23 protein-coding genes are annotated in these 24808 nt (G+C 51.2%); 5 read left to right on the forward strand and 18 right to left on the reverse strand.

The annotated features are described in order from the left end of the window. Positions 1–41: 41 nt before the first annotated feature. Complete coding sequence (locus EL628_RS17490; protein WP_126581202.1) at positions 42–806, reverse strand: 3-hydroxyacyl-CoA dehydrogenase; 765 nt, start codon at positions 804–806, stop codon at positions 42–44. A 183-nt stretch (positions 807–989) separates the two neighbouring features. On the opposite strand from EL628_RS17490, the gene EL628_RS17495 reads away from it, so the two are divergent. Both EL628_RS17495 and EL628_RS17500 read left to right on the forward strand, forming a co-directional pair. Next, positions 990–1406: an ester cyclase gene (locus tag EL628_RS17495; RefSeq protein WP_126581203.1), complete on the forward strand. Its 417-nt coding sequence runs from the start codon at positions 990–992 to the stop codon at positions 1404–1406. Between the two features lie 117 nt (positions 1407–1523). Further along, positions 1524–1715, forward strand: coding sequence for a hypothetical protein (locus EL628_RS17500; RefSeq protein WP_126581204.1), 192 nt, complete (start codon positions 1524–1526; stop codon positions 1713–1715). A 10-nt stretch (positions 1716–1725) separates the two neighbouring features. On the opposite strand, the gene EL628_RS17505 is transcribed toward EL628_RS17500, so the two are convergent. The 4 genes from EL628_RS17505 to EL628_RS17520 all read right to left on the reverse strand — a co-directional run bounded on the left by EL628_RS17505 (position 1726) and on the right by EL628_RS17520 (position 6114). After that, positions 1726–2130, reverse strand: a complete 405-nt coding sequence (locus EL628_RS17505) for a TIGR03667 family PPOX class F420-dependent oxidoreductase (RefSeq protein WP_126581205.1) — start codon at positions 2128–2130, stop codon at positions 1726–1728. A gap of 107 nt (positions 2131–2237) precedes the next feature. Continuing rightward, entirely contained in the window at positions 2238–2624 is a 387-nt protein-coding gene (locus EL628_RS17510) for a DoxX family protein (RefSeq protein ID WP_126581206.1), read from the reverse strand. A 51-nt stretch (positions 2625–2675) separates the two neighbouring features. Beyond that, the gene (locus EL628_RS17515) at positions 2676–5072 is read right to left on the reverse strand and encodes a tetratricopeptide repeat protein (RefSeq protein ID WP_126581207.1); all 2397 of its coding nucleotides are present in this window, start codon (positions 5070–5072) and stop codon (positions 2676–2678) included. 256 nt (positions 5073–5328) lie between these two features. Continuing rightward, positions 5329–6114, reverse strand: a complete 786-nt coding sequence (locus tag EL628_RS17520) for an SDR family NAD(P)-dependent oxidoreductase (protein WP_126581208.1) — start codon at positions 6112–6114, stop codon at positions 5329–5331. 203 nt (positions 6115–6317) lie between these two features. On the opposite strand from EL628_RS17520, the gene EL628_RS29865 reads away from it, so the two are divergent. Then, entirely contained in the window at positions 6318–6506 is a 189-nt protein-coding gene (locus EL628_RS29865; protein WP_281276557.1) for a glycoside hydrolase family 2 protein, read from the forward strand. A gap of 114 nt (positions 6507–6620) precedes the next feature. Here EL628_RS29865 and EL628_RS17525 read toward each other — a convergent pair whose 3' ends face one another. Further along, positions 6621–7202, reverse strand: a complete 582-nt coding sequence (locus EL628_RS17525) for an SRPBCC family protein (RefSeq protein ID WP_126581209.1) — start codon at positions 7200–7202, stop codon at positions 6621–6623. A 233-nt stretch (positions 7203–7435) separates the two neighbouring features. Between EL628_RS17525 and EL628_RS17530 the strand changes: the two genes are divergently transcribed. Beyond that, a complete protein-coding gene (locus tag EL628_RS17530) occupies positions 7436–8380 on the forward strand; it encodes a zinc-binding dehydrogenase (protein ID WP_126581210.1) in 945 nt (314 codons plus the stop codon). A 77-nt stretch (positions 8381–8457) separates the two neighbouring features. On the opposite strand, the gene lysS is transcribed toward EL628_RS17530, so the two are convergent. The 12 genes from lysS to EL628_RS17590 all read right to left on the reverse strand — a co-directional run bounded on the left by lysS (position 8458) and on the right by EL628_RS17590 (position 23541). Continuing rightward, entirely contained in the window at positions 8458–10143 is a 1686-nt protein-coding gene (gene lysS, locus EL628_RS17535; protein WP_161975575.1) for a lysine--tRNA ligase, read from the reverse strand. 369 nt (positions 10144–10512) lie between these two features. Further along, entirely contained in the window at positions 10513–11601 is a 1089-nt protein-coding gene (locus tag EL628_RS17540; protein WP_126581212.1) for an isocitrate/isopropylmalate family dehydrogenase, read from the reverse strand. A 209-nt stretch (positions 11602–11810) separates the two neighbouring features. After that, positions 11811–12305 carry a 3-isopropylmalate dehydratase small subunit gene (locus tag EL628_RS17545; protein WP_126581213.1) on the reverse strand — a complete coding sequence of 165 codons (495 nt, stop codon included), beginning with the start codon at positions 12303–12305 and terminating at the stop codon, positions 11811–11813. A gap of 75 nt (positions 12306–12380) precedes the next feature. After that, a complete protein-coding gene (locus EL628_RS17550; RefSeq protein ID WP_126581214.1) occupies positions 12381–13661 on the reverse strand; it encodes a 3-isopropylmalate dehydratase large subunit in 1281 nt (426 codons plus the stop codon). Beyond that, positions 13649–14797: a LeuA family protein gene (locus EL628_RS17555; protein ID WP_126581215.1), complete on the reverse strand. Its 1149-nt coding sequence runs from the start codon at positions 14795–14797 to the stop codon at positions 13649–13651. Before EL628_RS17555 ends, EL628_RS17550 begins: the two co-directional genes overlap by 13 nt. Further along, positions 14794–17097, reverse strand: coding sequence for a [LysW]-lysine hydrolase (locus EL628_RS30360; RefSeq protein ID WP_126581216.1), 2304 nt, complete (start codon positions 17095–17097; stop codon positions 14794–14796). Before EL628_RS30360 ends, EL628_RS17555 begins: the two co-directional genes overlap by 4 nt. 29 nt (positions 17098–17126) lie before the next feature. After that, positions 17127–18002: a [LysW]-aminoadipate kinase gene (locus tag EL628_RS17565; protein ID WP_126581217.1), complete on the reverse strand. Its 876-nt coding sequence runs from the start codon at positions 18000–18002 to the stop codon at positions 17127–17129. Positions 18003–18067: 65 nt separating this feature from the next. Further along, positions 18068–19132, reverse strand: a complete 1065-nt coding sequence (argC, locus tag EL628_RS17570) for an N-acetyl-gamma-glutamyl-phosphate reductase (protein ID WP_126581218.1) — start codon at positions 19130–19132, stop codon at positions 18068–18070. Continuing rightward, positions 19129–19992 carry a lysine biosynthesis protein LysX gene (lysX, locus tag EL628_RS17575; protein WP_126581219.1) on the reverse strand — a complete coding sequence of 288 codons (864 nt, stop codon included), beginning with the start codon at positions 19990–19992 and terminating at the stop codon, positions 19129–19131. The genes argC and lysX overlap by 4 nt, the downstream gene beginning before the upstream one ends. Positions 19993–19996: 4 nt before the next feature. Further along, positions 19997–20170, reverse strand: a complete 174-nt coding sequence (locus tag EL628_RS17580; protein WP_126581220.1) for a lysine biosynthesis protein LysW — start codon at positions 20168–20170, stop codon at positions 19997–19999. An 896-nt stretch (positions 20171–21066) separates the two neighbouring features. Next, positions 21067–22992 (reverse strand): WD40 repeat domain-containing protein, encoded by a 1926-nt coding sequence (locus tag EL628_RS17585; protein WP_126581221.1) that lies wholly within the window; start codon positions 22990–22992, stop codon positions 21067–21069. Between the two features lie 198 nt (positions 22993–23190). Further along, on the reverse strand, positions 23191–23541 hold the full coding sequence (locus EL628_RS17590; RefSeq protein WP_126581222.1) for a YciI family protein: 351 nt from the start codon (positions 23539–23541) through the stop codon (positions 23191–23193). A gap of 245 nt (positions 23542–23786) precedes the next feature. Between EL628_RS17590 and EL628_RS17595 the strand changes: the two genes are divergently transcribed. Next, positions 23787–24776 carry a CPBP family intramembrane glutamic endopeptidase gene (locus tag EL628_RS17595; protein ID WP_126581223.1) on the forward strand — a complete coding sequence of 330 codons (990 nt, stop codon included), beginning with the start codon at positions 23787–23789 and terminating at the stop codon, positions 24774–24776. Positions 24777–24808 lie beyond the last annotated feature (32 nt).

The following is a 24808-nucleotide window of genomic DNA, read 5'->3' on the forward strand; positions in this document are numbered from 1 at the left end:
AATACAGACGAATAAGAGCTATTCCACGTCTCTCTCAATGGTTACTTTGCACTCATTCTCAGAGCTCCATCTAGTCTGATCACTTCCCCATTTAACATTTCATTTTCAATAATATGCTTTGCCAATGCGGCATATTCTGAGGGCCGACCCAGGCGTGGAGGAAAAGGAACTTGTTGACCAAGGGAGTCTTGTGCTTGTTTCGGAAGCGCCCCCAACAGAGGGGTCTCAAAAATTCCTGGGGCAATGGCAACAACACGGATACCCAGGCGTGCAACTTCGCGAGCAATGGGCAGCGTCATCCCAACGATACCGCCCTTTGAGGCAGAGTAAGCTGCCTGACCAATCTGTCCTTCAAAGGCAGCAACCGAGGCGGTGTTAATAATGACGCCACGCTCACCACCTGAGGTTGGCTCATTCTTAGCCATAGCCACCAATGCCAGACGGATAGCGTTAAATGTTCCAACAAGATTAATGTTTATAACTTTCTGAAAGCTCTCCAGACTATGGATAGTGCTTTTTCCAATGACTTTCTCAGCGATGGCAATGCCCGCGCAATTAATCAAAATATGGAGTTCGCCAGCAACCTGAATGGCCGCCTGCAGCGATGCTTCGCTGGTGACATCCGTTTGCGCAAAGGAGACGCTCGCTCCACTGGCACGCAATTCTGCGGCCAGACGCTCCCCACTCTCGCTATTCAGATCGGCGATAACCACTTTCGCGCCCTGCTCTGCCAGCAAACGTACACAGGCCGCTCCCAGTCCTGAGGCTCCGCCTGTGACCAGAACCCCCTTGTTCTTGAGCTCCATTTGTGTTCCCTTTCGTTATTACTGGTGAATTTCTCAGAAACAATGTTATATTCTTATTCTACAACACAGAAGGTGCACAGTCGCATGCAGGGAGAGACCGCCTGTTACCTTCTCTTTAAAGCAAGCGTATTACAAGGAGTCTAGAGCACCTATCGATGGGATGTCAATTTCAGGGAGAGGTCTATGTCTCGTGAAAGCAATATGGCTGCCCAGCTCCGATTTGCCGAGGCCGTCAATACAGGAAACTATAACCTCTTTAATGAGGTAGTCGCTCCAAATGCTATCGATCACGATCCAGCCCCCGGCCAGGGCCCTGGACCGGAAGGCTACCATCAATTCTTTAGCTCACTCCGAGCTGCCTTCCCCGATATGAAAGTAAATGTCGAACATCTGCTGATGGATGACGACAATATCGCCTTTGCCTATACCCTGACGGGTACACACCAGGGTAAGTTGCTGGGCTTTGCACCTACAGGCAAAAAAATAAATGTAAGGGGCATGCAGATTAGCAAGTTTGCCGATGGAAAGTTGGTTGAGCGCTGGGGCAGTTCAGACCAGTTAGGCATACTCCAACAACTTGGTCTTGCACCTTCCACCTGACCGAAAGGTGCCTATACCTGGCAGGAAATGCGAGAAGCACCTGCGGCGTTTCTCTTAGAATCGGAAACGCTGCAGGTGCTTCTGTTCATCAAAGTTATGGAGGGAGGGAGGTTTCCCATGCGTAATTTTCTAGCTTTTGGCCTTATTGTTGTTGGTGCTCTACTGCTCTGCTCATTCGTAAGTACACTTCCTCATAATACCGATACAGTTATTGCTCGATTGACTATTTTCCTTACAATCTTCCTTTCGGTTGGCTGCATCGGAAGTGGGATAGTGTTAGCAATTGCAAACACAAAATACAAAAGCTAGCCCCGACTGGCTATCCAACCAGACGAGTAATGGCGATACGAATCGGCTGTGAATAGAGTTTGGTAAAATTCTCCGGGCTCACACCAATACGTTTCAACCCATCACTATATTTCTCGTTATATGTAGGAATCGATGCGTTAGCAGCGCCTACTTCCAATAGCTCGGCAGTCCCTTCAAGAATCACGACATCTCCCCCGCCTCTGGTATTATCCAGCGTCAGAGTTACGAAGTGATTCTGGCGCAAGTTACGAATCTTCTGATTATCGGGCTTGCTAAAAATGAGAATACTCTCTTCCTCCCAGAGGAACCAGACGGGAATACTGTGTGGCCGCCCATCGGGGCGGACCGTATTCAACCAGGCAATCTCATCTGAGCGCAATCGCTCTGTGACGTGTGGATTCAGCTCTAAAGACATATTCTATTCCTTTTATACTGTATTTACGCGCTACCAACTCTACACACCAGTATATACTCTCTGCTCAGGTCAGAGCAAAGGCTTCTCGACTCTAATGAAAAACGCATTTAGCTTTTCTTGCTACACCACAATGCCCACCAGATGAGGACCCCCTGCAAAGGCCAGCGTACAATATGATAGAGCGGCGTACTGGTCAAACCAGTGAATTGTTTGCGCGTAAACGTCTGGTAGACATTGGCCGGAAAAATAGCTACGAGCAGAGCAGCCACACCTCGACCAGCTACTTCTTGAAAGCGCGGGAGAAGAAGACCCAGGCCTCCTACAAATTCAAGGACCCCTGTGATGTAGAGCGCCGCCCGCCGCCAGGGGAGGAAAGGCGGAATAAGCCTGAGCTCAACCTCAGAGGCGGTAAAATGAAAAACAGATGCAACCATAAAAAGGAAGCCCATGACAATTCTGGCTGGTCTCTTCGCCCTCGCCAATGACAACTTCATGAAAAGAAGGTCCTTTCCCATAGTTTCTATATGTCCCAGAACTACATAGCGTTAGCCCGCATAAGAGCTACGCAACGCTGTTTCAACGTGCGTAGAAGCCTCTAACAGGGCCGCCTTCAATTCAGGATAGAGCGCAATAAAGGGTCGATGAAGCTGAAAAACGCGACGCGCCTGCTCTTTCCGTTCGACTTTGAGCCAGTACTTGAGCAGAATCTTTAGATAATCTTGCACCTCTTGCTCAGACGTCAGACCAGTGACAAAAGGGTTCAGTACTTCAACGGGTTCGATCGGGTCCGCTAATAACTTCATAGCGAGCTCGACTTCATCCCAGCTCAGCTCCTGGGTGAGCTCCTCAGTTATTGTGAGCCGCTCGGCGATAATAGGATATGGGGTCTTGCCAATCAGCCTTTCTGCCATAGCCAGTTGCTTCTCATGACATAAACCTTCAATAAGTTGGTGATAGGCGTTGGCTTGCCAGAGGGAACTGGTCTCAGTGGAAGGAATGGTCGCAACAACCTGCTCCCCTCGCCGCCAGATACGCTGTGCTTCGTCTGTCTGCTGATTTTGATGAAGAGCTACAGCAAGATCACTATACATCCAGGTTTGCCAGAACGGATCACTCATCTTCCCAATTAACCATTCTGCCTCTTGCCACTGTCGCCCTTGAACTGACCCTTCAACGAGCCAGCGGTAGACCTGAACTTGTGACTCCGGTGCTTCAATCTCACTGACGAGACTCTCAACCTGGCTCCAGATCGGGCCCGCTTCCTGCTGAGAACGACTCAGACTCTGCGCGAGACGACCATAGGCCGTTGCCTTCTGAAAAGGATCTGGGATCGCGGCACTAACGCGCTCGGCTTCGCTCCACACACGCTTTGCTTCAGTGGCCTGCTGGTCCTGCTGAAAGGCTTCGGCAAGTTCCAGAAAAGCGCTGGCTTGCTCAGAAGGGTCTGACATCTCTGTAATGAGCTTCTCTGCCACGGCCCACTTTTTCTGCTGTTGTGCACGTCGGGCCAGCCAGCTATAGGCCTGGGCCTGGATGGCCGGTTCGGAGGCCAGCTCACGCGCAACAGACTCCAGGGCCTTCCAGAGGAGCTGCGCATTCTCCTGTTGACCCACCTGCTCAAGAGCTTCTGCAAGCACGCGATACACTTTGACCTGCTGCTCAGAATCGCGCAGTTCGCTGATCCGCTGGACCGCCACCTGCCAGATACGCTCAGCTTCGCCTGTTTGGTGAGCATCCAGAAAGTACGTTGCCAATTGATGATAGGCCTGCGCCTGAAGCACAGGATCAAAGATCTCTCCAATCACGCGTTCTGTCTCTTGCCAGAATCGCTGTTGTTGCGTCTGACTAAGACCGGATGCCAGTTGATAATAGGCCTGAGCCTGGTCATCGGGTCCATCAATCCAGACGCTGATCCGCTCAGCTTCAGCCCACTGCTGATCCTGACATAAGCCGGATGCAAGATTGCGATAGGGAAGAGATTGTACATCCGGCAGAGAGATCTTCCCAATGACCCGCTCAGCTTCTGACCAGTTTTTCACCTCGATCAGGGCCATGGCGACGCTGGCAAGGGCTTCGTCACAGATATATTGATTATCAATCGCATCCGCCAGCTCCTCTGCACGAGTCAGCAACTGTGCAGACTCAGCGACACGCTCGTGCTGCCCAAAGTAGACTGCCAGCTGCAAAAAGACCGGAATCTTCTTCAGTTCGTCGCTCAGTGCTTCAGCCAGAGTCAACGCTCTATCAACCTCACCTGATTGGAGGAGCAGAGCAAAGGCCTCCTCTGGATACTTATTGACATAGTCAACCAGATTACACCGGAGCAGCGTATACGACCACAAACGAGAGAGAGACGTTACCAATGAGCTATCGGTACAACAACTGGTCGCGACAGCCTCACGTCCACGATCCAGATCCAGCATATAGGCATGAGCACTGGGATCAAACTGTAATTTCTCACGACCATAGGAGCCTTCATCTAAAACGCTAAAGAGTGCTTGCTTATCAGGGAGTGCAGCCAGGTGAGCAACATAATATCGGCGAGCATACTCCCGACGTTCTTGTTCAAACGGATCACTGGCGAGATCTTGCCAGATCTCCTGTTCCGCTCCCACGTGACACCACCTTGCCAGATGTTGATGAGCAGCAGTCAGCTCGTCACCTGTCAGGAGAGAGCTCAGGAGATAATCGTTCACCTGGGGCGAGAGGAGAGCATACCGATGGTGTGCATCAACTGCCAGCAGTGCCTCCAGACGATTGAGGGCCAGTGCTAATTCATAATCATCAATTTCAACCGTTGGATCGTTAGCCAGAAGATGTTGTAAAGCATTGGATGATAAAGGGGCATTGGCAGCAACGAAGATAGCGAACAGGGGTTTAATCGTCCGTTCCCAGAGCGCTTCTGGCTGCCGAAGATGGTCGATAAGAGCTGATGGCTGCATAAAACACACTCATTTCTCAGCATAAGAAAATATATTGGTGCTGATAGTTGCTAACCTTAGACAATACAGAAAAGATAATGAACCCTGAAGATCTCCTTTATGTCACGAGCATCTACTTTATGTAACGAACGAGGAGCCTATCTCTAGCATGCAAAAAAGAGATTGCAACTAAGCGTCATTAGTTGCAATCTCTTAAATGTATGGAGATGAAAGTGGCTCATTTCATGGTTGATTGACGCTGCAATCCTCATGCTTGCTATTCACCCTGGGCGGTTTCGTCCCAGTCCAGGGCCATTTTTGCTGTGGTCCCTCCGTCGATGTAGAGTACCTGACCAGTAATAAAATCGGCGGCATCGGAGGCAAGAAATGCTACGGCTGGCGCAATATCTTGCGGTTGACCCGCCCTTCCATAGGGGACCAGCGATCCGCCAAATTCATTGGTATAGCCAGGGATATCAAAATAACGCGGCACTTCGATCAGACCTGGACCAACCGCGTTCACCCGAATATGCTGACCCGCAAGTTCGACCGCCAGCTCGCGGGTGAAGGCAATAATTGCACCTTTGGTTGCTGCATAGGCAGAATGACGTGGAAAGCCTGCTGCACCATGAACAGAAGTGATATTGACGATAGAGCCTCTGCCTCTCTTGAGCATATAGGTTACCGCTTGCTGCGTGCAAAAATAATACCCTCGCATATTGAGATCAAACACTTCGTTGTAGATCTCTTCGCTCGTTTTCAAAAAACTCATTGCATGAGTAATACCCGCATTATTCACCAGGATATCCAGTCCACCAAAGGCTTCAGCAGCCTCATCAACAATACGACGGCATGTACTGACTTCTCCCAGTTTACCGGAGACGGCGATCGCCTTCCCCCCAAAACGTTCGATCTCGGCCACTGCTTCCTGAGCACCCTGTGCGCTACTTGCATAGTGTAGGGCAACAGCCGCTCCTTGCCGGGCTAATTCAATTGCAATTGCTTGACCAATGCCAATGCCTGCTCCAGTCACCAGAGCACTCCGACCAGCCAATGCGCTCATATAACGGCTCCTTCTTTTTTTATCGCTCACTCTTCCCATAAGAGGGCAACACCAAAAAGGGACTTTCCTCTATAGGGTAAAAGGAAAGGCAAGAAATAGCAAGCTTGTAGCCGTGTAGCTTGACAGGCCGCTTCGCCTCAAGAACATTTAGGAGATATGAGGAATAACCGATTCTCTCTTGATCAGTTGGGTATCGACAAGGGATTGTAAGCCAGCAGACGGTTAGCGTTCAGGTGGAACGCCCAACCAAAGGTGTCTGGCTGACGGCTGAGCAGAATCCTGATCTCCTCTGGAGCGATAACATGCTTGATCTCTTCCCAGATCAACCCAGACGCTTACACGTCTCAGGCTTACGTGGGCAGACGCTTCATGCAGACTGGCTGCATTCCTGAGCAAGGTTTCAACACGATGGTCGTCATAGATATCTGGCTGCATTCTTGAGCAAGGTTTTAACGCGATGGTTGTCATAGATATATAGTATGACGACCATCGCGTTGCATCACTGGCTATCGACGGCTCTGCTTTTGCAGGTAGCTCAGACCAAAGGCTACGGCCAGAACAATGCCCAAAATGAGAAAAAACACACCTGCTCGTTCACTGGGGGTACTATCTTCCTCCACGTTGCTACTCCTCTCGCTCTCTTGAGCACTAACAATACGGCCCAACAGATCTAACATAGTATCATAGATGCGGCTCAGACCAAGCGGAGCAAAGGTGCGCTCAAAAAAGCCACCGATCCCTTTGCTACCCTCCCACTCGGTCGCGATACGAACCAGGGTCTGCTGCCCATCCTGCTTAGGAGCCACTGTCCAGGTGGTCACTAAGGAAGAATTACTGTCTCTCTCACGGAGAACCTTTCCAGGAACCGCCTCTTCAATAGTGAGACGATAAGGGCGTACGCGATTGGCCGCGTGCAAAGTATAGCGCACCACAGTTCCTGCGCCTTTCCCTCCCTTCTCAACCATATATGCTTGAAAATTAGGGGTTAACATTAGTGGACGCTTATTTTTATAATCGGCCAGAATGCTATAGACCTCATTCGGGCTAGCATGAACGATACGATCCCGTTTCACAAACACACGACTCACTCTCATATCCTCCCAATTATGCTCTTCTTCTATGTTCACTTCTGCCTTTTTGTCGTCTGTAACCGTCATAAACGACTGGATAGATATCCAGTATTAATTCGCATCTGTCCCTCTTAGGGATCAGCTTACGCATTGTCCCTAGTAGTATCATAGCATTAAGATGAAAGAAACAACAGGTTACAGAAGTACTTCGAGTAAGGTGATATATAAATGTAGTATATAAAGGAGTGTCTATGAATGCGCTTCGCGCCATCGTGGTTGATCCATCTGCCCCTGCACGTTTAGCACTAAAAGAGATCTCCGCCCCTACACCATCTCCATCAGAAGCTCTCGTGCGAGTTGCAGCCTTTTCGTTAAATCTTGGAGAGGTTCGTGGGATTACAACAGCGCAAGCTGGCTATTGCCCTGGCTGGGATCTATCTGGCGTAGTGGAACAGTCAGCAGCCGATGGCTCTGGCCCTCAAACAGGGAAACGTGTTGTCGGATGGGTCCGCTCAGGGGCCTGGGCCGAGCTGGTTGCGGTTCCAACCCAGAATCTGGCAGAGATTCCTGAAAAGGTGAGCTTTGGCAAGGCAGCTACACTTCCTATCGCTGGCCTGACAGCTTTACGTGCATTAGAAAAAGGGGGCAATCTCCTGGACAAAAAAGTGTTAATTACTGGTGCCACTGGCGGAGTAGGCCATCTCGCTGTCCAGTTAGCCCATCACGCAGGTGCTCGTGTCGTAGGCGTGGCTCGCCGTCCTGAAGGGGAATCTTTTGTGCTCGATGCTGGAGCCCATGAGGTTGTTGTGGGGGAGCAGATTCTTTCTGCCAGTCAATTTGGTCCGTATCACTTAATTATCGATTCTGTTGGAGGAAAGGTATTGGGGCAGGCGCTCGGTATGTTAGCACCAGGTGGAACCTGTGTAAACTTCGGCGCATCTGAAGGAGCTGAGGTCACGTTTGATCTCAGAAAGTTTTTCCTTGTCGGCGGGGCAACCTTTTATGGACTGATTATCTTTTACGAACTGGCACGCCGTCCTGGAGCTGAGGATCTTGCAAGTCTGGCTCGCATGATTGATGATGGTCGTCTCCTCCCTCAAATTGCGATCGAAACCTCCTGGACTCAGACCAGCGAGGTCGTTCAAAAGATGCTCAATCGAGAGATTACAGGCAAGGCAGTTCTCTGTATTGAATAGCGCCATGCAGGCTCTCCATCCCCTGATAACATTTCAACGGCTAATGGAGAGCCTGCATGGAGGGCAGACAACATGTGCTAGTGCGCAGTTAACTCGTACGCACTCTGACCATTGTCGCCATTCCTGGAAGGAGTGAGCAGGAGCCTGGCACGCTCTTTCCCAATTGAGAGGAGGAGCGTGGGAATGCGTGGTCCTGTATCTGTACCACAGATGAGCATATAGATGGCAATGAAGAAAGAGCGCTGCGCCTGCTTCAGTTCATTGGTTGGAGCAGCATCTACAGGAAGTCCACGAACAATTTTTGGAATACTGTACATCAATTCTGTAATCGCTGCCAGATTCCAGGAACTCTCAAGACGCTCAGCCAGCATCTGAATACTGGCCTGATCCTCTGCATTGAAATTGGCAAAGGCCTCGTCATTGAATTCACTATTGATGTGTGTCCGCTCATCATCAGGCAGGTAGTTTGTGACCCAATTAAGCGCACAGGTGAAACGTGGCTCCAGTTGCTCACGCGTCACATCTTGACCCTCGGCAGCATTTAACTGCTGAGAAGCAATGCGCAGGAGCTGCTCCTCATTGGCCTGAGTCACATCCAATACAGAGGTCAGGACAGGGAAAGGAATCGTATTTTTGGCATAGGAGATCTCTTCGCTTACCGTATGCGTGGCACGTTCGAAGAGCTTCGCGTTGACCTCACTCGCTACGCCTTTATTGATCTGCCGCACCAGACCATCCCACTCTTCATACAGACGCAACAGCCCCTGCCCATAATCGATATCAAACGCCTGATTGTTCGCACGACGAGCATACAGCCAGCGCAGAATCGCAGGCTCGATAATCGCCAGAGCCGAAGAGACGGTGGCGCTTGTCCCTGCTGAGCTCGAGATCTTTGAACGTCCACCCATGCCAACGAAGGCGTAACCAACAAAGTAAGGAGCCTGCCAGCCATAGACCTCTTTCACGATCCGCTGACCAACAGTATAACTACTCCCCGGAGAAGAATGATCCTCACCACCAGGCTCGAAATCTACCTTCTCAAAGCTCCAACGCATCGGCCAGTCCACTTTCCAGACCAGCTTTCCCTCTACTTTATCATAAAGACTATAGGAATCATTGTGACCACAGTTATCGCAGGTGTAGGTAATACGGGCGGTCTCATCCTCATAAGCGGTCACGCGAGTGATATCTTTATGGCATTGGTCGCAATAGACTTTGAAGGGATAATACGCATTGCGGCGCTCTTCTAGCGTCTGTTTCTGCCCCTCGAGATTCTGATATTCGGCCAGCGTATCAAAAATGTCCAGGCGATTACGCATGGCCTGCTTGATCTGTTCAACATAATCACCTCGGCGATAGGCCTCAGACTGGCGAATATAGCGAGGATGAATACCTAATTTTGTCAGGCTATCGACAAGATCGCTGATATAGCGTGTCGCGTAAGAATCGTATTCCCCAAATGGGTCAGGAATATCTGAATAGGGTGAGCCAATATATTGTGCATACTCCTCTGAGACTCCTTTTGGTACTTTCCGCAGGCGATCATAATCATCCCAGGAATGAATATGGTCAACGGTCCAACCACGGGAACGGAGCTCTTCAGCAACCAGATGAACAGTCATAATCTCACGCAAGTTACCCAGATGGATAGGACCTGAGGGGCTGATGCCCGAAGCACAGACGACCGTGGCATTCTCACCTTTATTCTGTCGAACATTCTCTTCTACACGGTCGGCTATCTTTGTTACCCAATCAGCTTTCATATCTTCAAATCTCCAATAAAAATTGCTCGCAGAGTGTCTATGCATTTCGTTGCTTATTGTACCAGTTTGGCGGGCAATAGTCCTTTCTATCAAGGAATATTTGCTATTGGGCTCCCCACTTGTCGTGAAAAATGACGCATCTCTACGATAACAAGGTTCTGTCTTTACTGCAATCGGCTCTGGCAACGGTCAGGTCAGGTCAGGTCAGCGCTATTGCCCACCCTCCATTGTATAACACAGGTGGTAAGCAATACTTTCCACAGATATAACAATCAGCCAGATAGCCCCAAACTGGCTGAAAGGCTCAGGTTTGAGGCGGCTGCAATCTCTATTCAGATAGATGTCGCTGCTACATAGTGACGATTCCGTTTAAGCTGGCAGGTAATCCTGGACTGCGAATACAAATTCAGAGGTGCTGGCTCGACCACCTTGATCAACTGGGAGAACACGCCCCTCACGATACACCTGCGCGACAGCTCCAGCTAATGTCTCTGCCTGTTCATTATACCCCAGGTAATCAAGCAGCAACCCTCCTGTAAGGATCATGGCGGTTGGATTGATAATCCCTTTGCCTGCAATATCGGGGGCCGAGCCATGCACTGGCTCGAAGTAGGCGTACTTCTCTCCATAGCAGCCACTGGGTGAAAGTCCCAATCCACCGATCGTTCCACTGGAGACATCCGCCAGAATATCACCATGTTCGTTGCCTAGAAGTACGACATCCAATGCTTCTGGAGCCGCTACCAGACGCCTTGCCATATCGTCAATCAAATACTCTTCGTAGCTAAGGCCGGGATGAGCCGCTACAGCCGCTTTGACCAGGGTGCGCAGGCGGCCATCGGTCTTCGGTTGAATAGAATATTTCGCTCCTAACGTGACCTTTCCTGGATAACCAGCGGCCTTACGCTGAAGAGCCAATTCACATGCATAATTAGCGACACGCTCCATCTGCTCGTCGGTATTGACCTTCAATGAATAAGCGCCTGCTTTATCGGTTGGTACGGGTAGCCACCAGGAGCTGCTACTGGCAAGGGTTGACAGTTCGGCAATATCCCCCTCGCGTGGAGGATACATGCCTTCGAGGTTATCGCGGGCAATGACATAATCTACACGTTCAGGATTGCGTAGCGGGCTGTTATAACCAGGATACCAGCGCACTGGACGAACGTTGATAAAGGTCTCTTTGTGCCAGCGGAGATACCATAAGATTGGCCGGCTGGGTCCACCGCTCGCGCCAAACAGTGTGCAATCGGCGTTATCAATGGCCTCACGCGTCACATCCGGGAATGGGGTTCCATACTGAGCCTGAGCCTCTCGTCCACAGATGGCTTCAACAAAGCGAATCTCTGGCACTAATCGACGCAGAAGGGCGACGGTTGGGGCCATAACTTCGGGCATTGCATCATCACCAGGAATCACGCAGACCGTTGGCTGTGTGGAGAATGTTCTTCTTATCATTGTTGGTACTTTCCTATGGAGTCTTCTGGAATCTTCGCACGAATTTTCGTTGCGAATAAAAGTCAAAAACGGCTTTTAGCCCTCTCAATCAGGACAAAAAGCCGAGCTTCTACTGCTTGTTTTAATGGGAGCGGTAACATCAACCGGGGACAGTCGCCTGCCTCTTTTTTTGATGTTACCGACTATGATGTGTTGAATATCTGACCTGTTTAGTAAACAAGTTGTCCATTCTGAGATTCGATATAATTAATGATGCCGCCGGCTGCTACTATCTTTGCGATAAAGGGATCAAGAGGCTCGGACTGGAAGCTCCGGCCAGTCGTCAGATTGCGGATCTCGCCTGTCTCCAGATTGACGTCGAGCTCCTGACCGCTCTCGGTGTTGAGGACGGCCTCTTCGCAGATCAACACTGGGAGACCAATGTTGACGGCATTGCGATAAAAGATACGAGCAAAGCTCCGAGCAATCACCACTTTCACTTCGTTTCCAAGGATCGAGGAGGGCGCATGCTCACGTGATGAACCACAGCCAAAGTTATGGCCACCCATCAAGATATCCCCAGGCTTGGACTGAGAGGAAAAATCAGGGTAGACCTCGCACAGACAATATTTTGCAAGCTGCGTTCGATCGGTTGTGACATTGTAGCGTCCAGGAATAATGACATCAGTGTTGATATTATCGCCAAGTTTCCAAACACGTCCCATGGTCGTTCTGGTCCTTTCAATACTTGCTTATCGTAGAGAGGAACCTCGTTGTGCAGGTTCCTCACACGTATCTCGTTAGTTTGCTTCGCTCAATACCAGTTCAGACTGGAGGATCGTACGAGGATCGGTGATATGACCAGTCAACGCAGTAGCGGTCACAGTGGCAGGGCTTCCCAGATAGATCTCAGCCGTAGGATCGCCCATGCGACCGGTAAAGTTGCGGTTCATGGTTGTCAAAGCACGCTCACCAGGAGCCAGCACACCAAAGTGGCGGCCAATGCAGGGTCCACAGCCAGGAGTACCTACGGAAGCGCCAGCCTCAGCAAAGATCTCCAGATAGCCACGGCGCATCGCTTCAAGATAGATCTCACGCGAGGCCGGAATAACGACCATACGCAGATTCGGGCTGATCTTTCGTCCACGCAACATATTGGCTGCAATCTCTAGATCGTCCAGACGACCATTGGTGCAGGTTCCCAGGAAAACCTGATCGATCTGAATGTTCTCAACCTCTTCAGCTGGATGGACGATATTCACATCGGGTGGGCAGGCAACAAGCGGTTTCAGGTCTGTGACATCAATCTCAAGCACCTGCTCATAACGTGGATTGTGGGCTTTAACAATGGTGTACTCTTTATCGGTACGGCCACGCAACCATTCACGTGTGGTCTCATCGGCAGCAATCAGACCAGCTTTGCCTCCCATCTCGATCGCCATATTGCTGAAGGTCATACGTTCGCTCATTGAGAACCGTTCGATGACTTCTCCTGTGTATTCGATCGCCCGATAGTTGGCTCCATCGACACCCAGGCGGCGGACAATCTCCAAAGAGACGTCTTTGGCATACACACCTGGTTGCAAGGTTCCCGTCAGGTGAACATTGATGGTCTCAGGAATGCGGAACCAGCTGCGACCTGTGGCATAAGCAACGGCGATGTCTGTCGAGCCCATCCCTGTTCCAAAGGCCCCAAAGGCTCCGTAGGTACAGGAGTGGCTATCGGCTCCAACGATGACGGTACCTGGAAGCACAAAGCCTTTCTCTGGCATAACCTGATGGCAGATGCCCTCTTGTAAGATTGGCAGGTCCTGCTCTTTGGCGAAAGTCCGTACCTCGCGCTGAAGGCTGGCAGCAGCAATCGTTGAAGCTGGTACGATATGGTCGAAGACCAGATGAGCACGCGAGCGATCAAAGACCTTGCCGCCATTCTTCTGCGCCAGTTTGCGGAAGGCTTGAATAGCAAGCGGAGTCGTGGTATCGTGGCTCATCACATGATCAACTTCGACAACGACTGTATCACCTGCCTTGACTGGACGCCCCAATTTGTGACTAAAAATCTCTTCAGCTAGCGTTCCCATACCAGTGATCCTTTCTCTTGGTACCATGTATGAATAAACATATCAACTTCTTCACTTTTTAATGCCCCACGTTCGGCATGCTTTTTCAGGGCCTGAGTCAACTGTACAAGTTCTTCGTTTGTAAGTTGGAGTCCCAGGGTACTGGCTCGATGACCAACCGCATGCCGACCTGTATAGCGCGATCCCACATCTACATGCCGCGTCAGCCCAAAGTCATCAGGATCGAGGACTTCATAAGCGCGCGGATTCTGAAGGACCGCTTTGGTATGCACGCCTGCTCGATGCGTAAAGGCATTAGGAGCCGTGATGGGCATGTTAAAGGGGATTGGCACTCCTAATGTTTGTGAGACGTATTCATCAATCTCAGCTAAGCGTGTCAGATCATAACCAGCCAACAGGTCAGGATAGTGAATATATAGTTGCGCAATAATTCCACTCAGGGATGCAATGCCGTTCCGCTCTCCAATGCCCAGAACGGTGACATCCAGACAATCGGCTCCGCCTTCGAAGGCGCCAATAGTGTTGGCAATTGCACAGCCGGTGTCGTTGTGGCCATGAAACTCAATGCCCACATGTGGATAGCGGCTGGAGATGAGATGGAGCAGCCTCTCAACCTGACGTGGAGTGGCAATGCCAACCGTATCAGGAAGGCCGATCCGATCAACACCCGCTTCTACAACTGCGTCAAAGACGGTCAGGAGATCAACAAGATCGCTGCGGAAGGCATCCTCAGCCGAGAACCGCACATACCGTCCTGCCGCGCGAATGGCGTGGATCAAAGGGACGGCATCCTGCTTGATCTGGTCAATGCGACGGCCATGACTGAATGAGCGCAGCTCGCTTGATGTTCCGTAGAAGAGATTAAGCCCATAGACTGGGGTCTCCAGGGCGGCCTGCACATCAGCCTCAACACAGCGGACATGAGCCACAATCTTTGAACGCAGGTTCAGTGCACAGATGGCTTCAACGGCCTCATGTGTCTCCGGAGACGCAATCGGCGATGGAACTTCAATAAAGGCGACCCCTAGCGCATCTAACAGGCGAGCAATCATTAAACGCTGCTCCTGAGTGAAGTAGGTTTTAATATATTGCTCCCCCTCGCGCAAAGTCGAGTCCAGAATATCTAGCTTTCTCATAACGTGATCTCCCTTTGCGCTGTCAGTTCGCTCAACACTACTTCAAGGACTTCGATAGCGTGAGTATACTCGGCGACGCTGATCTGTTCTTCTGGTGTGTGATCCAGGCGCGAGTCTCCTGGTCCGTAAGCGACGATGTTCTCTCCCCACACTGGTCCCACCACGTTCATATCGGAAGTACCGGTCTTATTTTTAAAGGTGACCTTGCCACCAGTTCCACGGATGGCTTTCATAAAGGCTCGAGCCACGGGTGTGCTTCGATTACTCTGAAAAGGTTGCTCTTCTCCGTAGATCGTCAGTGTGATCTCGTCGGCGTAAGCCCAGGCCTGAAGCTGGTGCCGTAGTTCGGCAATCTCTATGCCGGGCGGCAGCCGATAGCCAATCAGAAAGTGGGTCTGATTCTCCATGCCATCTTGCGTACTATTGATGCTGCGCAGAGAGGGCTGGAGCGAGGCAAAGGCCGAGTTACCAGCATGCTCAGCATTCCATGTGGCTGCGTGCTGGCGCACCTGTTCCCAGAAATGCGCGGCGATCTCGTTACTACTGCGCTCGGGGCCTGCGCTGTGGCTCGAAGGGAGACTGACGCAGCCCTCAACGAGCAGGCGACCTTTATAACCAATTGTGACTCCCTCGCTACTACTGGGCTCGCCAATGATGCAGGCGCTCGGCTGATAACGATTGACGACGCCACGCGCACCTTTCGAGGTCGCCGCCTCCTCCTCGACAGCGCCAACGACAACTACTGGTCGCTCAGGTAGACCATGTTGAGCAAGCCGGGCCGTGGCACAGATGAAGGCTGCCAATGGTCCCTTTGCATCAACTGCGCCTCGTCCATGCAGGATGCCATTCTCAATTCGCACTGGAATGTTACCAGGGACGGTATCCATATGGCCTAATAGCACAACCGGTTGTGTGTTCGTACTGTCCTCATGCGTGCTCGCCACGAAGTTTCCAACCTCGTCGACGGAGGCATGTAACCCCATACTACGAGCCTGTTCGGCCAGGTAGTGGGCCAATGAGTGCTCCTGACCAGAGAGGCTGGAGATCGTCAACATACTCTGTAGAAGCGCGACCTCGGGGGTAATGCTCTCGCTCTCAGGATTATCAATCTGAGTGGTCTCTACTGTCTCTTGAATTCCCAGCACGTCGGCGACGATATCTAGAGCTCGGTTGATCTGCTCCTCACTAATAACCAGAGGGGGAAGCAGGCGCAGAACGGTAGGTCCGGCTGGTAAGGCTAAGACTCCACGCTCGCAGAGCGCCTCTAAATAGGGCTGAACCCGTTTGGTGAGCTCAATACCGATCAGGAGACCCTGACCGCGCACTTCGCGAATAAGCGGTGAGCGCCATGAGCGAAGGCGCTCAAACACCTGAGTGCTCAGAGCTGCTGCTCGCGGAGCCAGTTGCTCTCGCTCAAAGATGTCAATGGTCGCAAGAGAGGCGGCACAGGCCAGCGGATTTCCACCAAAGGTGCTTCCATGTGCTCCTTTGGTAATTCGACCGCTCTCCATGACGCGCTGGCCCAGACAGATCGCTCCCATCGGGACTCCACCAGCAAGGGATTTAGCCAGACAGAGGATATCTGGCTGAAGATTATAGTGATTACAGGCGAAGAGAGCTCCTGTACGACCAAAGCCCGTCTGAATCTCATCAACAATCAAGAGCGCTCCCCGCTCGCGACAAAGGGCAGCCAGACCAGCCAGGTAGTCCGCCTGAGGCACATGGACGCCGCCCTCGGCCTGCACAAGTTCGATGATAATGGCTGCAGTCTGCTCTGTGATCGCGGCTTCAGCGGCGGCAAGATCGTTGTAGCGAATATGCTTGACGTCAGGAATAAGTGGAGCAAAGGGCTCGCGATAGCTCTTTTCCCAGGTGGTTGAGAGAGCACCCATACTGCGACCATGAAAACCTCGCAGGGTCGCGACAATCCCTGTACGTCCCGTCGCCAGGCGAGCAAATTTAAGTGCCCCTTCAACGGCTTCCGTTCCACTATTGCAGAGGAAGGCATGCGTCAGGCCTTCAGGTGTGATCTCAATTAAACGTTGCAGTAATTGAGCACGCACATCGTTATACACAATCTCAGGGCAGGTGATCAGGCGCTGAGCCTGAGCTGCCAGCGCGGCGGCAATCTCCGGTCGTCCGTGTCCAATATTGGCGACACCATGACCAGCTGCGCAATCGATATATTCGCGCCCCTCGGCATCCCACAGTAAAGCACCCTTTCCTCGTACGATAGCTACCGGGCGCTTACCGTACACACCACTCGTATACGTATTCTCCACATCTATAATTGTGCTCATCTTTGGGATACTCCTTCCTGCTCCTCGCTCTACAACGAGACCATCTCGCGAAACGGAACTGCCTGTAGCTCAGCAGGCGCGCTTATCGGGGCCGTAGATGGCGTATTCTGACCAATCGCTGTGCCAGCCCCGTTCAAAACTTCTTGTAACGACTGACTGCCGATGCAGACACGGGTGACGCCACCTTGCAGCGCTTCCTGGGCACCTAATAATTTTTTGCGCATCCGCCCTTTGGCATACTGCATATAGCTTTCAAGCTCTGCGGCAGGAATGCGAGGGATCAATGTGCTGGCGTCCTGCGGATCAGCAAGCAGTCCAACCACATTTGTCATAATGACCAGAGATTCAGCGTGCAGAGCGGAGGCAATCGCCGCAGCGGCTCGATCACCATCCACGTTCAGTCGCTCTCCCTCATGGCTCAAGGCGAGAGGGGCAATCACTGGTGTATAGCCAGCATCTAAGAGCGTCTCAAGGAGCGTGCTATTTACCTGTTCGATCTGTCCTGTATAGTCGTCGCGGAGGATCTGGACCCGCCCTTCAGGTGTTACCGAACGGACGACTGCTTTGCGACGAGCGACCAGGAGGCGGCCATCGACACCAGCCATGCCAAAGGCATTGACACCCTGGCGCTGAAGTTGAGCCACCAGATCGGTATTGATCTGGCCCGCAACAGCCATCGAGAAAATGCGTAGCGTCTCAGCATCCGTATAGCGGCTGGTCATCCCACTGGGAGAGGTAATCATCTTCATTGGATGGTTCAACTGCTCGGAGAGTGTATTGGTGAGATCAGAGCCACCATGAACCAGGACGACTCGCTCGCCATTAGCTACTAACTGGGCAATCTCTCGCACGATATTCTCTGTAGCGACCCCTGCGCCGCCGCCAATTTTCACTACCAGTGTCATAGTGTGCTCCGTTCCTCTCTATCGTAAATAGCTTCTTTACAGTGCTCTTCTTGAATAAACTGGGCTTAGACGGGATGCAGGCCGGGGAAGCTCAGACCCACTGTCTCATCCCAACCAAACATACTATTCAGTACCTGCACGCCGTTTCCAGCTGCCCCTTTCATCAGATTATCCAGGGCTGCAATGACGACGATGCGCTGCTGATCAGCATCAACTTCAAAGCCAATATCACAGAAGTTGCTGCCAGCGAGAATCTTGGGCTCTGGATAGCGATAGACTCCAGTCTTCTCTTTCACCAGACGAATAAAGGGCTCACGGCCATAGGCCTCGCGATAGATCTTCCACAATGCTTTCTCTTCGATGCGTTCGGAAGTAAAGACATGGGCCGTCACCAGGATTCCACGAACGAGCTCAATTGCTGTGGCTGAAAAGGCCACTGTCTGCTGTAAGTTTGCACCGTGACTGAGCAATCCGAGCTCTTGAATCAGTTCAGCACTGTGGCGATGACCTGTTGGCTCAAAGGAGCGAACCGCTCCACTGCGATCGGGGTGATGACTGCCAGCGCCCGGCGTCGCTCCAGCGGCAGATGAGCCGAATTTGGCCTCTACGACCAGTGGCAACTGCTGATTCACAATGCCCGCTCGATAGAGAGGGGCCAGACCCAGAATCGCTGTTGTGGCGGAACAGCCCGTCCCACTCACAAGCGTTGCCTCTGCCAGTTCAGCTCGATGCAGTTCGGGGAGGCCGTACACTGCTTCGCTCAGTAGCGCGGGCACACTATGTTCATGTCCATACCAGCGTGCATACAGTTCAGGTGAGCGCAACCGAAAATCTGCCGAGAGATCAATGATACGAGGAGCCAGACCGCGATACCGTTCAATCGCGCCAGCCGAAGCTCCATGTGGCAGGCAGAGAAACAGGACATCACAAGAGGTAAGGTCATCTGGATGACAATAACGCAGTGTCGTTAGCTTACGCAGATTGGGGTGAGTGCTGTGTAGAAACTGTCCGGCATGACCACCCGATGCCACCTGTGTCAGTTCCACCTGTGGATGAAAGAGCAGGATTCTCGCCAGCTCTCCTCCTGTATATCCGGAACCTCCAACAATGGAAACTCTCACCCGACTCATATCGCGACCTCTTCTCGTACCTGACTCAGCACATAATCAATCATGCATTGGGGGATATCAACACCTGTGGGAGCAATGCTGTTGCGGAACTCCATCGTGGCGTTGATCTCATTGACCAGCAGACCCTGTTCGGGATCTTCAAACACATCCACTGCAAGGATGCCACCACCCACGGCCTGGGCAGCGCGCACACAGAGACTATCCAGTTCCGGCGTGACAGGACAATTGCTGGTGACGGCTCCGCGAGCCGTATTTGTTACCCAATGCTCACTCGTTCGATAAATGGCGCAGGCGGTACGACCTCCGATGACGAAGGCACGAATATCGCGCTGAGGCTTCTCGATGTGTTCCTGAATATAGTGAATGTGGTGCTGGTACGATCCGAGCGTCTCCTGATGTTCAAGAATTGCCTCGGCGGCATCGCGATCATTGACACGTGCCAGCAGACGTCCCCAGGAACCGGTAACTGGTTTGAGAACTGCGGGATACCCCAGTTCTTCGATGCCCTCTAAAGCATGGGGAGCATCAAAGGCCAGCATTGTGCGTGGCACAGGAACACCCGCTCGCAGCAGAGCCAGCGTAGTGATCAGCTTATCATTGCATGTGGCAGTCGTAGCGGCTGAGTTAAAGACTGGAACACCCCAGTGCTCTAATACCTGCAAGACTGCCAGACCACGGGACTGGCTTACGCTGCGGCAAAGGACCGCATCGTAGCTCTGCCAGCGTGCAGCAGGCCGAGCCAGATCAAACAGCAGTTCACCATCATCGATAATATCGAACTCAATTGAGCGTTGTCGTAACGCTTCGACCAACAATTTTTCTTCCACGCGAATGCGGGAGGTCAGGATAGCCAGGCGCATAGGGTTACTCCCCCCAATCTTCCTCCACCTGCGGTGCAGGAGCTACTTCAGGATGCTCTACATTAGTGACTTCTAGCTCCGCGTTGCAATCAGGACAGAAAATGATCTCACCAACCATAGTATTTGGCGCAAAAACAACTTCTGCATCGCAATCTGGACAATTTGCTGGCTGTGCCATCTGTCTATTCCTCCATTATTTCAAAGCTAAGCAGCAATAATTCCGTAAATACCGCGTGTTTTTTGCTGAAAAAAAACGTTCTTCCTCCTTTTGTAAGGACGAAGAACGGAAACGTTCTCGTGGTACCACCCTCATTTACCCTTTCCTCTCGGTCCGGGCCTCTGTGTACAGGACATTGACTGTACGCGCCCGCTTACGGGGGCGAACCGGCAGAGCTTTACTTTCGCGTATAACGATTTCTTCTCGCAGCATCAGGGGTCTTTTTCATGGAGGAGTCCACACGAGCTTCTCACCAACTGCTCGCTCTCTGTCTGGTCTCTAGCTTCCATTACTCGTCCCATCGAAGCCTTTGTGCTATTCTATTGTGTATGTTCGCGTTTGTCTCGTGTGTCTGTTCGCGATACCGGCAAGTTCAAGGCTAAACAAAAAAGCCCTTCATCCTTCTCTATAAGGACGAAGAGCGTTAAACTCTCGTGTTGCCACCTTCATTCGTTGCCGCCTCACGGCAGACAACCTCAGGGAGTATAAGGACCACAGTCCTGCTACTCGCACCCTTTTACGGAGGTCTCCGGCGTAGTTCTACTTTCGTGAAAGCATTTTGCTTAAAAGCATTTTTGCTCTCGAACGATTTCTTCTCGCAGCTTCAGGTTCTTTTTCGTGGTCCGTAAACGTGTAGACTTCTCAGCCGTTATCTACTCTCTGTCCGATCGAGCAACCACTACTCGTCCTGTCAAAGCTTTTTGTTATTCATTTGTTCGGGTACGTTTAGAGTTATAACATGCTATCCTGACAATGTCAAGCGCTTATCAAGCTAATTTGATCAAGGAAAGAAAGAGGTGATACTCTTCACAGTCCCTCTTCCTTTCCTATGGATAGATCGCACACCCTTCCCTTTTTTAGCGCAGCCAGACGCTTACTAATCCCCGCTGATCACCAGCGGCCAACAACTGATTATCAGGCGCACAGGCCAGAGCATAGATCTTTGCCAGACCTGGGAGGACATAGTTCTGGACTATCCGCCCTTGAGCCAGGCTCCAGACATCTACACTGGTGTTATTGGCAATCAGGAGCGCGCGGCTATCCCGTGACCAGGCTAATGGGCCGTCCGCATAATCTAGTATGCCTGATGCTACTTCTTTACCGTTCCTGGCATTCCAGACGCGCAGGACCGAACTCAGGCCCGCAGATGCGATGGTCGATCCATTTGGCGACCAGACAAGACTACGCACGCTACTTGGCCCCCTCTGCCACTCTTCGCTCTCAAGTTCTCTGATGGACTGGTTCCGTTTCTTTTTTCCATCTGCTCGGTGGGCAGCATAGTTGACGGAGTGTCGGCCAGTCGTGCTATTCCAGACGTGAACGGCGCATTCAGGATAACCACCACCTGACACAATCTTTTTACCATCCGGCGACCAGGCTAAAGCTGTGACTATCCCCTGGTGTCCACGATAAATGAAGTGCGTCTTCCCTGTACGCGCCTCCCAGATATGAACGCTTCCATCCCACGAGCCAGATGCAATCAGTTCTCCATTAGGAGACCAGGCCAGGGCATGCGCAATCAGTGAGGTGTGCTGCTCATAGCTGGTAACCAGTGCTCCTGATTCAGCCTCCCAGACCAGAATACGCTGGTCCCCCCCGCTCGAGGCGACCAACGAAGCCCGAGGAGACCAGGCAACGGCTGTGACACTGCCACTGTGTTCTCGAAAGACTGTCCGGGTCGATCCCGTCCAACTATCCCAGATCCGCACTGTCGCATCCGCTCCACCAGAGGCCAGTCTCTGACTATCTGGCGACCAGGAAAGGCTGAGAATAGGGAAAAAATGCCCTTTGTAGACACATTGATAGCTGCGTTTGACCTGGATAACCTTCTCGGGAGGCAACTGGTCTTTAGTTGATTGGTCTGTAGTTGATTGCACTGAAGTAGATTGGAAAGCTAAGCCAGACGATAATGACCCTTTTGCGTTATCTGTACTGCTCTCTTTTTGTTTTCTATACTGGAGAAAATGTGCCTGCTCTTGTTGAAATGCTTGCAGGCAGAGTTGTTGCTCTTCTTCTCCGTACTGAAAATGATCAGTGAGAAAGCAGCGAATCGTATGCTCTACGGCGGGATTTCGGAGTATCGTACGTATAAATGTTGGATCGGCCTGGGCATTCTGATGTCCTAATGCCAGGTAAACTTGAGCAATATAATACAGTGGTTGAGGAAGATCAATCTTCTCGAGAGCTCCAAACATTCCATGCTGCCCCAATGCATACCAGATAGTTCCATACAATTCATCATCGCTGTAGACTGGTAAGGCAGACGTCTCAACTTGCCATAAAGCCTGTAGCAATTCTACCAATCTCTCTCCCAGGGTCGGCGACTCCCAACCCGCAAGCAACTTTACGATCCGGCTACGAAATCGATCCGCATAACGAATACGCTTAAGCGGCTCTTTCTGCTGGCTCTGTTGTGCTTGAGAACGCTCCTCAAGAGAGAGACCTTCCAATAGTAACGCTTCTAAATAAGGATAGGCGCGTGCGTCTTTCCTGGTGCCTAAAATAATTGCGCTTATCAAGCGTTCTGACGCACATTGACTGGTTAAGAAAGGATCGAGAATAGTCGGAGAAAAGTTATCAGCCAGCATAAACATGGCGCAGAGACGATCATCACCCTCGTCCTCCTGCAAGACGCGCTGGAAAGTGCTAAGACTCAGACCTCCCCAACGACTGGCAAATGCTTCATACTGTTCATCATTCGTTTTATTATTCGCTGAACCATATATTTTTTCAAAGGCATTCCTGATATCGTCAGTCACTATCAGTAGCCAGCGATCACTCATGCAATTTCTCTTTTTCTCTGTCCAATTTTCCGCATAAAAAAAAGCCTCAACCTATTTGTTCATTATAGATAGAAGCTTATCAGTTGTACAGTTAAAAAGAAGAAAGGGAGGGTTTTCCCACCAAAAAGGGGCCACGCCGAAGTGTAGCCCCCTTTTTGGTGGGCGCAAGATCCTGTTCTACCAATCAGAAGACGCGAACTATTCCCATTCCATAACGGGGCGAATCTCGATGGAACCAACCTTCGCGCCTGGAATCTGAGAAGCCACTTTGATTGCCTCGTCGAGATTGTCGGTCTTGATCAGATAATAGCCACCAAGCTGTTCTTTGGTCTCAGCAAAAGGGCCATCGGTGGTCAAGACTTTTCCGTTTTGCACACGAATGGTGGTGGCTGCACTCGTTGGATGGAGGGCCTCACCACCAAGTAAGACGCCACTCTCGCCAGCCGCCTGCGCAAATTCTCCATACGCGTTGAATTCTGCCTCTTGCTCAGCCTGGGTCATTTTTGCAGCCTCAGCTTCGTTCCCATAAATTAATGCTAAGTAGCGCATTGTTAGCTCCTTCTTTATCGTCGCTATCGCAAACAATAGATCTCATCAGAAAAACTCGTTTAAGAGTTCTTTCATAGAGATGACGAACGAGATCTGACCATTTCGACAGTTCTGACAACGAATTTTGCCAATCTTCTCTTTTTGGTCCAGTCGGACTTTTCTAGGCAAACACAAGCATCCTATGATATAGTTACTCTATGTGGATACGCAGATTATTTAAAAAGCTGTAGAAGGGACACCCTGGTATGCAAGAGCCAGTCAGCAGTTTTTCACCCACCTCTATCGATCTTCTTCATCGTCAGAGATTTACGCGTCTGGGACGATGGGCGGAGCACCATCCTTATCTCAGTGCGGGGTCGCTCTTCCTGCTCCAACTTGCCTTTATGCGAGGACTGGGGTTTGTGCTTGGGCCTGTGGTCCATACACTGCATATCCCTTTCTTACCAGCTAATCTATTGGCTGAAGCTCTCTATGCAGCGTTTGTGGCCATAATGATTTCACTCCTCGGCTGGTGGACCACCACAGGTTTCACCCGTGGACTGAGTACGAACCAGCAAGTTGTACTCTGCATTGCTCCTATAGCGCTCCTGGCACTGCCAGTCTTATGTGGACTCCCAACAGTAACGAATAAGGCTCCCTTTACAGTTATCTTGATGAGCACTGCACTGGCGTTGCTGGTGGGCTTTGCGGAGGAAGGCTTTTTTCGGGGTATACTCTTAAGTGCTTTACTGCCAAAAGGAATCTGGCTTGCGACGCTTGTCTCTTCGCTCCTCTTTGCCTGCGTGCATCTCGTTAATCTCTCGGCTGGCTTTACCTTGAATTATGTTGTAGGGCAACTCTTACTTGCCTTTGGAACGGGGATCCTGCTGGCTGCTCTCCGTTTAAGAACCACATCGATCTGGCCAGGGATTCTCCTGCATGCCATTCGCGATGTAGGCGGCCTGATCTTGCTCTCTACGAACCCTAAACTTGTACAAAGCGTTCCTTTAACTGAAGCGCTTATCGTCAATGGGGTCTTCTGTGCCTTCTTTATCTTAAATGGGACGATCCTGCTACGGCCACGGAAAATCCGGGAACTGAGCATCGTTTATCAACTACCCACGGCTCTACAACCCGCGCGACCAATACCACCAGAGGATCAGCCTGCAATCCCGCCCGACAATGCACCGTTTCAATCTCAATTCCCTTATGATGATCCGGCTTTCTATTCACCTCTCGATCAAGATACACTATGAATGCCAGTGGTGATCACGAAGATAACTACTTA

It is taken from the genome of Tengunoibacter tsumagoiensis (genome assembly GCF_003967535.1).
Classification (GTDB): Bacteria; Chloroflexota; Ktedonobacteria; order Ktedonobacterales; family Ktedonobacteraceae; genus Tengunoibacter; species Tengunoibacter tsumagoiensis.